11 protein-coding genes are annotated in these 12552 nt (G+C 70.7%); 6 read left to right on the top strand and 5 right to left on the bottom strand.

Features of this window, described 5'->3' with window-relative positions:
* Positions 1 to 8: 8 nt before the first annotated feature.
* Positions 9 to 1730, top strand: coding sequence for a DUF885 domain-containing protein (locus tag ACFQW8_RS12855; protein WP_380087922.1), 1722 nt, complete (start codon positions 9 to 11; stop codon positions 1728 to 1730).
* A 103-nt stretch (positions 1731 to 1833) separates the two neighbouring features.
* Here the strand turns inward: ACFQW8_RS12855 and ACFQW8_RS12850 are convergent, their stop codons facing one another.
* Entirely contained in the window at positions 1834 to 3111 is a 1278-nt protein-coding gene (locus ACFQW8_RS12850; RefSeq protein WP_380087921.1) for a lipase family protein, read from the bottom strand.
* A gap of 136 nt (positions 3112 to 3247) precedes the next feature.
* On the opposite strand from ACFQW8_RS12850, the gene ACFQW8_RS12845 reads away from it, so the two are divergent.
* Both ACFQW8_RS12845 and ACFQW8_RS12840 read left to right on the top strand, forming a co-directional pair.
* A complete protein-coding gene (locus tag ACFQW8_RS12845) occupies positions 3248 to 5149 on the top strand; it encodes a Na+/H+ antiporter (RefSeq protein ID WP_380087919.1) in 1902 nt (633 codons plus the stop codon).
* The gene (locus ACFQW8_RS12840; protein ID WP_380087918.1) at positions 5146 to 5826 is read left to right on the top strand and encodes a Maf family protein; all 681 of its coding nucleotides are present in this window, start codon (positions 5146 to 5148) and stop codon (positions 5824 to 5826) included. The genes ACFQW8_RS12845 and ACFQW8_RS12840 overlap by 4 nt, the downstream gene beginning before the upstream one ends.
* A gap of 102 nt (positions 5827 to 5928) precedes the next feature.
* Here ACFQW8_RS12840 and ACFQW8_RS12835 read toward each other — a convergent pair whose 3' ends face one another.
* From ACFQW8_RS12835 to ACFQW8_RS12825, 3 genes are all read right to left on the bottom strand, one after another.
* Positions 5929 to 6993, bottom strand: coding sequence for a S8 family serine peptidase (locus ACFQW8_RS12835; protein WP_380087917.1), 1065 nt, complete (start codon positions 6991 to 6993; stop codon positions 5929 to 5931).
* 107 nt (positions 6994 to 7100) lie between these two features.
* Positions 7101 to 8678 (bottom strand): acyl-CoA carboxylase subunit beta, encoded by a 1578-nt coding sequence (locus ACFQW8_RS12830; RefSeq protein ID WP_380087915.1) that lies wholly within the window; start codon positions 8676 to 8678, stop codon positions 7101 to 7103.
* Between the two features lie 34 nt (positions 8679 to 8712).
* On the bottom strand, positions 8713 to 9897 hold the full coding sequence (locus ACFQW8_RS12825; RefSeq protein ID WP_380087913.1) for an acyl-CoA dehydrogenase family protein: 1185 nt from the start codon (positions 9895 to 9897) through the stop codon (positions 8713 to 8715).
* 59 nt (positions 9898 to 9956) lie between these two features.
* On the opposite strand from ACFQW8_RS12825, the gene ACFQW8_RS12820 reads away from it, so the two are divergent.
* On the top strand, positions 9957 to 10352 hold the full coding sequence (locus ACFQW8_RS12820) for a MerR family transcriptional regulator (RefSeq protein ID WP_380087911.1): 396 nt from the start codon (positions 9957 to 9959) through the stop codon (positions 10350 to 10352).
* A gap of 89 nt (positions 10353 to 10441) precedes the next feature.
* Positions 10442 to 10621, top strand: coding sequence for a hypothetical protein (locus tag ACFQW8_RS12815; protein WP_380087909.1), 180 nt, complete (start codon positions 10442 to 10444; stop codon positions 10619 to 10621).
* A gap of 45 nt (positions 10622 to 10666) precedes the next feature.
* On the opposite strand, the gene ACFQW8_RS12810 is transcribed toward ACFQW8_RS12815, so the two are convergent.
* Positions 10667 to 11590: a PfkB family carbohydrate kinase gene (locus ACFQW8_RS12810; protein WP_380087907.1), complete on the bottom strand. Its 924-nt coding sequence runs from the start codon at positions 11588 to 11590 to the stop codon at positions 10667 to 10669.
* Positions 11591 to 11635: 45 nt separating this feature from the next.
* On the opposite strand from ACFQW8_RS12810, the gene ACFQW8_RS12805 reads away from it, so the two are divergent.
* Positions 11636 to 12547: an AAA family ATPase gene (locus ACFQW8_RS12805; protein ID WP_380087905.1), complete on the top strand. Its 912-nt coding sequence runs from the start codon at positions 11636 to 11638 to the stop codon at positions 12545 to 12547.
* Positions 12548 to 12552: the final 5 nt, after the last annotated feature.

Here is a 12552-nt window from a genome sequence, read left to right as displayed (position 1 = left end):
TCGCCCTCGTGACTGACTCCTCTGCCTCTGCCCCGGCCCCCTCGGCGCCCACCACCCGCACCCCCACCGCTGTCGACGCCATCGCCGAGCAGCACTTCGACGCCGTCCTGCGGAACAGCCCGATCGACGCGACCTATCTCGGCGTCGAGGTGCGCCAGGACGAGCTCGACGACTTCTCACCCGGGGGCTACCGCGCTCGCGCCGACCTCGCCAGCGCCACCCTCGCGCAGCTCGCCACCGCCGAGCCGGTCGACGACATCGACCGCGTCACCATCGCAGCGATGCGTGAGCGGCTCCAGCTCGAGGTCGACCTCCACGAGGCCGGTCTCGACCAGTGCGACCTCAACGTCATCGCCTCCCCCATGCAGTCGGTGCGCGACGTCTTCGACCTCATGCCGACCGACACACAGGAGCAGTGGGCGACGATCACGCGCCGACTGGGCAACCTCCCCCGAGCGCTGGACCAGTGGCGCGAGTCGCTCCTGGCATCCGTCGACGCCGACCCCAGGCGCATCTCGGCCCGGCGCCAGGTGCAGTCCTGCATGAAGCAGTGCGACGACCTCGTCGGCGACGACGGCTTCTTCGCGACCTTCGCCGCCGACGCCCGCACCGACGGTGACACGCCGCTCCCCGAACCGCAGCAGGCCGAGCTGGCCGCGGCAGCCCGACGGTGCGCCGACGCCTACGCCGACCTCAAGGCCTTCCTCGGGGAGCAGCTCCTCCCCCGCGCCCGCGAGGAGGACGCCGTGGGGCGCGAGCACTACCAGCTCGCCAGCCGCCACTTCCTCGGCGCGACCGTCGACCTCGAGGAGACCTACGCGTGGGGCCAGGAGGAGACGGCCCGCCTCGACGCCGAGATGCGCAGGACCGCGGACCGCATCGTCCCCGGCGGCACGATCCAGGACGCCATCGCCGCGCTCGGTGACGACCCGGCATACCAGCTCGACGGCACCGACGCTCTCCGCCAGTGGATGCAGACCAAGGCCGACGAGGTCATGGACCTGCTCGACGGCACGCACTTCGACATCCCCGGCCCCGTGCGCAGCATCGAGTGCATGATCGCGCCGACCCACACCGGCGGCATCTACTACACCGGCCCGAGCGAGGACTTCACCCGCCCCGGCCGCATGTGGTGGTCGGTGCCCAAGGGGGTCGAGACGTTCGGGACGTGGGCCGAGCTGAGCACCGTCTACCACGAGGGCGTCCCGGGCCATCACCTCCAGATCGCCCAGACGACCTACCGCGCGGAGCTCCTCAACCGGTGGCGCCGCATGCTCTGCTGGGTGAGCGGGCACGGCGAGGGCTGGGCGCTCTACGCCGAGCGGCTCATGGTCGAGCTCGGTCACATGGAGGACCCGGGCAACTACCTGGGCTTCCTCAACGCGCAGTCCTTGCGCGCTGCCCGGGTCGTCCTCGACATCGGCATCCACTGCGGCTTCGAGGCGCCCGCCGAGGTCGGCGGTGGCGACTGGACCTATGACAAGGCCTGGGCCTACCTCACCGCGCACAACACCGACGCGGAGGCATCCCTGCGCTTCGAGCTCGACCGCTACCTCGGCTGGCCGGGCCAGGCTCCGAGCTACAAGATCGGCGAGCGCATCTGGATGCAGCTGCGTGACGAGACCGCTGCGCGAGAGGGTGACTCGTTCGACCCGAAGGCCTTCCACCGTCGTGCCCTCGACGTCGGTTCGGTCGGTCTCGACGTCCTCGTGGAGGCCATCCGTCCCTGACCGTCCAGTGGGGTGGCTTCGGGACAGGCCGAGAACGCAAAGGTATGCCGTCCGCTCTCGTGAGCGGACGGCATACCTTGCGTCGTGGTTCAGTCCGTCCGGGTCACCGGATCGCCCAGCAGCCGTTGGCCTGCGGGAGTGCCGCGAAGCGCGCCTCGAAGAACGCGTAGCTCTCGGCCGAGGAGGGCAGAGCGCCACCGAGGTGGGTGGGCCCCACGTTGCTCGACAGCCGCACGTTGGCGCCGCGCGCACACCAGTCCTTGCCGAGCTGCCTGCCCACGGCGTAGGGGATCACGTCGTCGAGCAGCGAGTGTGAGAGCAGCACAGGGGCCGACGGCTTGCGGTTGCCGATGCGGTTCTCGGCGACGACCGAGGCGAACGGCTCCTCGGCGAGGTAGGCCGTGAGCGGCCGCCCGTCCCGGGTCAGGGTCGCCGAGTCCTGGAAGGCCGACTGCGCGAGGTCGAAGACGCAGCTGCCCTCGGTGCGCTGCGCTACCGCTCTGCCCCTGTCGTTGAGGTAGCTGGTGACGTCGACCCCGTGGCCGGCGGACAGTCCGAGCAGGGCGTAGTTGAGGAACTCCGCATAGAGGCTCTTGTCGAGGTTGGCGGCGACCTTGACGAGGTCGGCCGGGACGGCTCCGGCGACGGTGCCCCTGACCTTGAGCTCGGGGGCATAGGTCCCCGCCAGCTCGGCCGCCGAGGCGGCGGCACCGCCACCTTGTGAGTAGCCGTAGAAGCCGACGGGTGTGGTGCTCCGCAGCGTCGTCCCGGGGCGGGTGAGGGCGGCACGCGCCATGTCGAGGACGGCCTGACCCTGTGCGACCCGGTTGACGTAGGTGTGGGTGCCCGGTGTGCCGAGCCCCTGGTAGTCCGTGAGCGCGACGGCATACCCACGGGCGAGCAGGCCCTGGAGGAAGTAGTGCTCATACATGGTGAGGCTCTCGGCCAGCTGACGGGACGGGGCGCACCGGTCGCCGAGACCCATCGTCCCCACCGCATAGCTGATGAGCGGCCGCGAGCTCAGCCCGAGCCAGGGCTTCCTGGGCTCGAAGATCGTTCCCGTCACGGCGATCGGTCGTGCGAGGCGGTCCTTGGACGCGTACATCACCCGGGTGGCGGAGACGTTGAGGTCGGACAGCCCGAGCGGGTCGATGAACTGCGTCGCCGGCTCGGTGCGCAGGATTGCTCCCGGCGTGGCGGGGATCGATGCCGGGGGCTCGTAGAAGGCCGGTCGCGGCGGCTCGGGGGTGTCGGTGACCGTCGTCGCGCCGGCCGTGCCGGGGACGGAGTCGGGGCCGGCCGAGGCGGGCGCCGCCACCGCGGCGAGCAGCCCCAGGGCAGCGAGCGGGACGAGGGCCCGGCGAATCGTGCGTGACGTCATTGTCAGCCTTTGGTTCGAGTGGAGGCGAGGGCGAGCACTGCGCGGTGCGCCGAACCTACCGTCGGGTAACCGGGGCCGCAAGACGGACGGTCACGTCGGTTGCATCACACCTTCGGCCATCCACGACAATGAGCCGGTGACTCTCGCTCTCACGCTCGCCGCCATCGCCGTGACCGTCATCCTCGTCGCTCGCCTCAGCGCTCCTCTCGGTCTGCCCGCCCCGATCGCCCTGCTGGTCGTCGGTCTCATCGCGTCCGTCCTGCCGTTCATCCCCGACGTCTCGCTCGACCCGGACGTCGTCCTCCTCGGCCTGCTCCCCCCGTTGCTGTATGCCGCCGCCCTCAACACCTCGCTCGTCGACATCCGTGCCAACCGCCTCCCGATCCTTGGGCTGTCGGTCGGCCTGGTGCTCTTCACGACGTTCGGCGTCGCGCTGCTCGCCTGGTGGCTGCTGCCGAGCGTCCCGTTCACCGTGGCGGTGGCCCTCGGCGCGATCGTCGCCCCGCCGGACGCCGTGGCCGCGACGGCGGTGGCTCGTGGGATCGGGCTGCCGCGCCGGATCACGACCATCCTCGAGGGTGAGTCCCTCCTCAACGACGCGACCGCTCTCGTGACCCTGCGGACGGCCATCGCCGCCGCGGGGCTCGCCCCGTCGCACCACGGATTCGCCTCGCACGGGGCGGTCTCGGTGGGTTCTGTCGCGCGCGACTTCGGTCTCGCCGTCGTCGGTGGCGTCGGTGTGGGCTGGGTCGTGTTCATGCTCATCGGCCTCATCCGCAAGAACCTCACCGAGGCCAGCTCCGACACGGCGCTCTCCTTCGCGGCGCCGTTCCTGTCCTACCTGCCGGCCGAGCAGCTCGGCGCCAGCGGCGTCCTCGCCGTCGTCACCACTGGCCTCCTCCTGGCCCACAAGTCCCTCGTCCTCCAGTCCGCGGCCTCGCGTCTCAGCGAGCGGGTCAACTGGGCCAGCATCACCTTCCTCCTCGAGAACACGGTCTTCCTCCTCATCGGGCTGCAGCTGGCGAGCACCGTCGGCGACGTCCAGGCGAGCGAGATCTCGCTCGGCAGGGCCGTCGTGGTCGGGTTGGCCGTCCTGCTCGCCGTCCTGCTGCTGCGGCCGGTGTGGATGTTCCCGTTCAGCTACCTCTCGGGCGTTCTGGGGAAGGCGGAGCGTATGCCGGGCAAGGCCGCCAGCGTCGCCGTCACCTCGTGGGCCGGGATGCGCGGGGTGGTCACCCTCGCCGCCGCCCTCACCCTCCCGCCGGAGACTCCGGAGCGCCCGACGCTCATCCTCATCGCCCTCATCGTCACCGTCGGGACGCTTGCCCTCCAGTCGTCGACGCTGCCGTGGCTCGCGCGCGCCCTCGACGTGCGTGGCCCGGACCCGCGTGAGGACGCCCTGCAGGAGGCGACCGTCGTGCAGGCCGCAACCGGTGCCGGGCTGCGTTCGCTCGACGACGAGCCCGGAGTCGACCCCGTCGTGGCACAGGAGCTGAGGGACAACGCCGAGATCCGGGTCAACCGCATCTGGGAGCGGCTCGGCACGCTGGGGCCCGGCGACGCCGAGCCACCCACCGAGACCCGCAGGCGGCTGCGCATGGTCATGCTCGACGCCGAGCGCCGTGAGCTCGTCCGCATCCGCGACGAGGACGACGTCGACCACGAGATCCTCTCCAGCGTCATGAACCAGCTCGACGCCGAGGAGGCCGCGCTGACGTGGAGCATGGCCCGGGCCGCCCGGCTGCGGGATGCCCCGCTCCTCGCTCCCGACCAGGTCTCACCGGGCTGCGAGCACCTCACGTCCCTGCCCGACTGTGCGGTCCCCTCGAACGTCGAGGGCTGTGAGGAGTGCCTGCGTGAGGGTCTGACGTGGGTGCACCTGCGGATCTGTGTGTCGTGCGGCCACGTCGGCTGTTGCGACTCGTCGCAGGGGCAGCACGCCGGGAAGCACTTCGCCGCAGAACGTCACGCCGTGATGCGATCGCTCGAGCCCGGCGAGGCGTGGCGCTGGTGCTTCGTCGACGAGGTGCTCGGATGACGGCGCCGACCATCGCGCTGGTCCTGGCATCTGCCTCGCCAGCACGACTCGCGACCCTGCGCGCAGCCGGTGTCGAGCCGCTCGTCCAGGTGAGCCGGGTCGACGAGCACGCGACCCTCGCCGCCGCCGAGGCGGTCCACGGAAGCCTGCCGCCCGCCGACGTCGCGCTGCTCCTCGCCCGCGCGAAGGCCGAGGACGTCGTTCACGCCCGCACCGACGCCGACGAGCCCGGTTCCCTCGTCCTGGGCTGCGACTCGGTCCTCGAGCTCGACGGCGAGGTCCACGGCAAGCCCGCCGACGCGGCTGAGGCGACATCGCGGTGGCAGCAGATGCGCGGACGTTCTGGGGTGCTCCACACCGGACACTGGCTCGTCGACGACCGGGACACCGACGACGGTGGCACGCAGGGCGTCGTCGGCGTCACCGCGTCGACGACGGTGCACTTCGCCGACCTCGACGACGCCGAGATCGAGGCGTATGTCGCCACCGGCGAGCCGCTGCACGTCGCAGGTGCCTTCACCCTCGACGGGCTTGGTGCGCCCTACGTCCGCGCCATCGAGGGCGACCCGTCCAACGTCGTCGGAGTGTCCCTGCCCGTCCTGCGCGAGCTGCTGGCCGAGCTGCACCTCCCCTGGCGCGCCCTCCGAGCGTCCGCCCATCCCGCGAAGACAGACTGACGTCGTGGAAAGTGTTCAGACCGCCGGGAGCTGACCCCACCGAGCCAGACGCAGGTATGCCGTGACGCGGGACTCGCGTCACGGCATACCTGTGTTCGTGGTTCAGCGAGCGGACGCGACCGCTGCCTGTGCGTCGACGATGCCGTAGCCGTAGAGCGGGGTGAACGCGCCCCTGAGGCCGAGCACGGGGGTGCGTGCGGTGGTGAGCAGCGCCTTCTCGGTCTGGTCGACCGAGCGACCCTGCGCGAGGAGCAGCGCGGCGACACCCGCGACGTGCGGCGTCGCCATGGAGGTGCCGGCGAACGAGTCGTAGCCCGCGACACCGCAGGCACTCGTAGCCTCGGTCGGCACGGTCGACCACACGTCGTCGTCGCACGCACCGAAGGCGAAGCCACCCGGCGCCGAGACGACCTTGAGGTCCGGCTTGATCGGCAGCTCGGAGAACGCCGAGTGCAGCTCGTCCTTGTCGGTCGAGCCGACGCAGATGCCGTTGCTGGAGAAGCCGGGGCTGGTGCAGGCGATGGTGGAGGTGTTGCCCGCAGCGATCACCGAGACGGCGCCCTTGGTGCGTGCGTAGGCGATGGCCTGCTCGACGGCCGTGTCGAGGCCGATGATCGACAGCACCTGCGTGCCCGGCAGTGAGCCGAGCGAGAGGTTGATGACGTCGGCGCCGTGGTCGGCGGCCCAACGGACGCCGCGGGCGATGTCGTCGGTCGAGCCGGAGCCGTCCTCGAGGACCTTGATCGGCATGATGCTCGCGTCCGGAGCGACGCCTGCCACCCCGGTGCCGTTGCCGGTGATGGCCGCGGCGATGCCGGCCACGTGGGTGCCGTGCGAGTCGACGTCCTGGCCGACCCCGTCCACGCCCTTCCAGTTCCCGTCGCTGCAGACCGTGGCTCCGCCGGCACAGCCGACGAAGGTCGCTCCCGGCACGAGCTGGGCAGCGAGGTCGGGGTGGGTGAGGTCGACGCCCGTGTCGACGACGGCGATCGTCGCGCCGGCGCCGCGCGAGGTCGGCCAGGCCTGCTCGGCGCGGACCTGGGTCAGGCCCCACTGCTTGTTGCGCAGCGGGTCGTTGGTGGCGGCGCTGGCAGGCGACGCAGTGGCCACGAGGGCGGTGAGTCCGAGCACGCCGGCGAGGGCGGCGGTGCGGCGTAGTGCACGCATCAGGAGCAACCTTTCGGTGGGATCAGCCTCGACGGTGAGGCCTGACTCCATCGAGGCTACCCAGAGAAACCATCGGATGGCGACCCGAGTGAGGCGCCCGTCACGTCTCAGACCGGAGGTATGCCGCGCCGCTTGGTCGCGAACGCACGGTCCCGATGGGCCGCGTAGCGCAGCCTGCGGAGCAGCTCGTCGCGCAGGTCCTCGGGCTCGGTGACCTGGTCGATCACGAGGTCGGCGGCGAGGCGTTCCAGGTCGACATCCTCCTCGTACTCGCGACGCTTCTCCGCGACGAACGCGTCCCGCGCCTGCGCGCCCTCGGCGGCCTCGACCTCGGCGATCTTGTTGGCGTAGACGGCGTTCACGGCGGCCTCGGGTCCCATGACGGCGATGCGTGCCGTGGGCAGCGCGATCGTCGCGTCGGGGCCGAAGCCCGGGCCGCCCATGGCGTAGAGCCCGGCGCCGTATGCCTTGCGCACGACGACGCAGAACTGCGGCACGGTGGCGCTCGACACGGCGGAGACCATCTTGGCGCCGTGCCGGATGATGCCACCACGCTCCACCTCGGAGCCGATCATGAAGCCGGGGACGTCGGCGAGGTAGATGAGCGGGATCGAGTAGGCGTCACAGAGCCAGATGAAGCGGGCGGCCTTGTCGGCGCTGTCGGTGAAGAGCACCCCGCCCTTGACCATCGAGTTGTTGGCGACGATGCCGACGGTCTCGCCGCCCATGCGACCGAGTCCGATGACGAGCTCGGGGGCGAAGAGCGCCTTGACCTCGAAGAAGCTGTCGTCGTCGACGAGCCCGTCGATGACGTCGTGGACGTCGAACGGCTGGCTCTCGCGCTCGGGCACGGAGTCGCGGGTGAGCGGGGTCTCGGGCGCTTCGGTCTCGTAGGACGGTGTCGGCGACCGCCAGTTCTGCGGCACGTAGGAGAAGTAGAGCTTGGCCATCTCGATGGCCTCGGCGTCGTCCTGGACGAGGAGGTCGCCGACTCCGGACACGGTGCAGTGCATGCGCGCCCCGCCCATGTCCTCGAGGGAGACCTTCTCCCCCACGACCATCTCGGCCATGCGCGGACTGCCGAGATACATGGACGCGTTGCCCTCGACCATGATGAGCAGGTCGGTGAAGCTGGGGATGTAGGCACCACCCGCGGCCGACGGGCCGAAGAGGCAGCAGATCTGTGGGACCTTGCCCGAGAGCGCCACCTGGTTGTGGAAGATGCGACCCGCACCCCGTCGCCCGGGGAACATCTCGACCTGGTCGGTGATGCGAGCGCCGGCCGAGTCGACGAACCAGAAGATGGGCAGCTCCTCGCGCAGCGCCATCTCGGTGGCGCGCACGATCTTCTCGACGGTGCGCGCGCCCCACGACCCGGCCTTCACGGTGGGGTCGTTGGCGATGACGATGACGGGGCGGTCATCGACCGTGCCGCGCCCGGTGACGACACCGTCGGCGGGCAGCCCCTGGGCCAGGGCGTTGGCATAGCGGCCGTCCTCGACGAAGCTGCCCTCGTCGACGAGCAGGGCGATGCGGTCACGGACATAGAGCTTGCCCTGCGCGGCGAGCTTGGCCGCCGCCTTCTCCGGCGCGCTCGCGGAGGCCGCGTGCGCGGCCTCGAGCCGGCGACGGACGTCGGCGACCCGGGGGTCACGGGAGGTGGACGCGGAGTCGCTCACCGGCATACCTTCCATCTTCTCGTCGGTCGGGAGTCGTGGGTCAGCCGAGGCCGAGGTGGCGGGCGATGAGCATGCGCTGGACCTCGCTCGTGCCCTCGCCGATCTCGAGGATCTTGCCGTCGCGATAGAAGCGGGCGACGGGGTACTCCTCCATGAAGCCGTTGCCGCCGAAGATCTGGACGGCGATGCGGGTGGCCGTGACGGCGGCCTCGCTCGAGTAGAGCTTGGCGATCGAGGCGGCCTGCTTGACCTCCTTGACGGACCGGCGACCAGCCTCCAGCTCGTCCTTGAGCCACGCCGCCTTGTAGGTCAGGAGGCGGGCGGCCTCCACCGACACGGCGAGGTCGGCGACCTGGAAGGAGACGCCCTGGTTGGAGCCGATCGGGCGACCGAAGGCGGTGCGGGTCTTCGCGTAGTCGGTGGACAGGTCGAGCATCGCCTGGGCCATCCCGAGGGCGAGCGCCGAGATCGCGATGCGTCCGTCGTCGAGGGTCTTGAGGAACTGCCTGAACCCCTGGCCCTCCTCGCCTAGCAGGTTCGCCTCCGGCACCCGGCAGCCCTGGAAGGTGAGCCCGTGCGTGTCCGAGATGTGCCAGCCGAGCTTGTCGTAGGCCGGCTCGACGGTGAATCCCGGTGTGCCGGAGGGGATCATGATCGCGCTGATCCGGGCCTTGCCGTCCGGGTCAGTGCCGGTGCGGGCGGTCACGGTGACGAGCGAGGTGATGTCGGTGCCGGAGTTGGTGATGAACGCCTTGGCGCCGTCGACGACCCACTCGTCGCCGTCACGCACAGCCTTGGTGCGGGTGGCGCCGGCGTCGGACCCGGCATCGGGCTCGGTGAGTCCGAAGCCGGCGAGGGCGCGGCCGGCGACGAGGTCGGGCAGCCAACGCTGCTTCTGCTCGTCCGTGCCGTAGGTGAGGATCGGGTTGATGCCGAGGCCGACGCCGGCCGACAAGGTGATGCCGATGGACTGGTCGACGCGTCCGAGCTCCTCGATGGCGACGCAGAGGCTCGTGAACGCCCCGTCCTCCTCGGTGTCGAGGCTGCCGCCGAACTCCTCGGGCACGACGAGGCCGAACAGCCCGAGGTCGCCCATCTTGGGGACGAGGTCAGCCGGGAAGTGGTGGTCCCGGTCCCACTGCGCGACGTGAGGAGCGACCTCGCGCTCGGCGAAGTCACGCACGACCCTGCGGAAGTCCTCATGGTCCTGGCTGAGCTCGAACATCGATGTCCTCTCGCACTTCTTCTTGACGTTGACGTTAACGTAAAGCAATACTGGCGCGCGTGGCAAGCCGATCCGAGGACAAGCAGACCTGGACGATCCGCGAGATCGCCGACGAGTTCGACGTGACCCATCGGACCGTGCGGCACTACGAGGAGCTGGGCCTCATCACCCCCGAGCGCCTCGGCACGACCCGCGTCTACCACCGCCGCGACCGGACCCGCCTCGGACTCATCCTGCGGGGCAAGCGCCTCGGCTTCCCGCTCGAGGAGATCCGCACGATCATCGACCTCTACGACGCGCCTCGCGGTCGCAGGAGCCAGCTCGAGTATGTCCTGGCCCAGATCGACGAGCGTCGTGCCGACCTGGAGCAGCGCCGTCGCGACCTCGACGCCGCGATCGACGAGCTGGGACGGTTCGAGGAGTCCTGCCGCGCCGACCTCGAGCGGCGGGCCTGACCGAACGGCTGTATGCCGGTCCAGCCCTGCGGCGACCGTGTCGCTTAGCGTGGGTGGAAGCATCCGCCCGCAAAGCAAGGAGCCCTGTCATGGACCGCTCGGACGAACGATCGGCGCTGGCCTGGATCATGTCGGGGACGGTCGGAGCCGTCGTCGCCGCAGGCCTGGGCAAGGTCCTCCTGGACCGGCACCGCGCCCGTGCGCTGGAGCAGGCGCGCGAGGCGGTCGAGGACGTGGAGCAGGCCGAGGCAGAGGGACACCCGAGCTGACAAGGGCGGCTGGTGACCGCGTGGTGGCGACACCGGCGCGAGGTGTCAGGTGTGCTCGTCGAGGAACGTGTCGATCTCGGCAGCGGTCGGAGCCGTCGCGGGACCGCGACGGGTCACCTTGATCGCCCCACCGGCGTTGGCGCGACGGGCAGCCTCGACCCAGCTGGCGCCGGCTGCGCGGCAGGCGACGAGGACACCCGTGTGGGTGTCGCCGGCGCCGTTGGTGTCGACCGGCTGCTGCGGATAGCCGTCGAGGTCGGTGGTCTCGCCGTCGGCGTGGACCGCGCACCCCTCCGGTCCGTCACGGACGACGGCCACGGCTCCCTCCGGCAGGTGGTCGAGGCACTTCCCGGCGGCCACGACGATGTCAGCCTCGCCGGTGAGGGCCTCGCTCTCCTCGGCGTTGCCGGTCCACACCGTCGTCATCTCGAGCATCCGGGTGCGGATCTCGTCATCCAGCTCGGCGAAGATCGCGCCCGGGTCGAGCACGACCTCGACTTCGCCCGGCAGCCCAGCAAGCCACTGCAACAACGGATCTCGTGTGGTGCCCGTGAGGCTGTAGCCACTGACGCAGACGAGATCGCCCGCCTGCGGGTCGGAGGTCTGGAGCGACTCGACGGTGATGACGCGCTCAGCGGCCTGAGTGGTGACGAACGTGCGCTCCGCCGTGGGTTCGAGCATGACGACGCAGATCCCCGTGTCCAGATCGGGCACGACAGGGCTGGAGACGCTCACGCCCTCGGCCGCGAGCGCCTCACGGACGAGGTCGCCGTGAGGGCCCGTGCCCGTCGCGCCCGCGTGGACGCACTGCGCGCCCTGCCGCGCGGCGGCGAGGAGGATGTTGACCGCTCCCCCGGCATACTCCTTCGGCGGCGGTGCCATGACGTTGCCACCTCGACGCGGCAGCGCCGGCACCTCGACCACGACGTCGACGAGCGCCTGTGCGGTGTGGATCACCCGGGGAGCCATGGACGGCAGCGTATGCCGTGCCTCACCGGCTGCGAGGATGTCACGGTGAGCACCTCGGCAGCCTCCCCGTCAGTCGCGCCCCGGTTCGACTCGATCGACGAGGTGCGAGAGCGCCTGTCCGAGACCGGCTACCTCGCCTCAGACGCGATCGCCACGACGACGTTCCTCGCCGACCACCTCGGCAAGCCACTGCTCGTCGAGGGGCCGGCCGGTGTCGGCAAGACCGAGCTGGCCAAGGCCGTGGCCGAGGCGACGGGGGCCAGACTCATCCGGCTCCAGTGCTACGAAGGCGTCGACGAGGCCCGCGCCCTCTATGAGTGGAACCACGCCAAACAGCTCCTGCGCATCACTGCCGAGCGCGACTCCGCCGACGGCTGGGATGCGCTGCGGGACAACATCTTCAGTGACGAGTTCCTTCTTCCCCGGCCGCTGCTTGCCGCCATCCGCAGCGACGAGCCGGTCGTGCTGCTCATCGACGAGCTCGACAAGGCGGATGTCGAGATCGAGGGGCTGCTCCTCGAGATCCTCGGCGACTTCCAGGTGACCGTGCCGGAGCTCGGCACCATCACGGCGACCCACCGCCCGTTCGTCGTGCTGACCTCCAACGCGACTCGTGAGCTGTCCGAGGCCCTGCGTCGACGCTGCCTCTTCCTCCACATCGACTACCCGGACGCCGAGCTCGAGCAGCGGATCGTCACCCTCCGGGCGCCCGGGCTCGACGACGCCCTCGTCGCCTCCGTCGTGCGGCTCGTCCAGCGGCTGCGCGAGCTCCGCCTGCGCAAGGCGCCGTCCGTCTCGGAGACCGTCGACTGGGCTCGCACCCTCATCGCCCTCGGCGCCACCCGAGACGCCGACCTCACGGCCGAGCTCGTCCGCGACAACCTCGGCGTCCTGCTCAAGCACCAGGACGACATCGAGCGCGCCGCCGTCGCCCTCGACCTGCCCGCCCCCGCCTGACCGTC

This window comes from Knoellia altitudinis, from assembly GCF_042666355.1.
Taxonomy (GTDB): domain Bacteria; phylum Actinomycetota; class Actinomycetes; order Actinomycetales; family Dermatophilaceae; genus Knoellia; species Knoellia altitudinis.
This window is presented reverse-complemented; position numbering and strand designations above follow the sequence as displayed.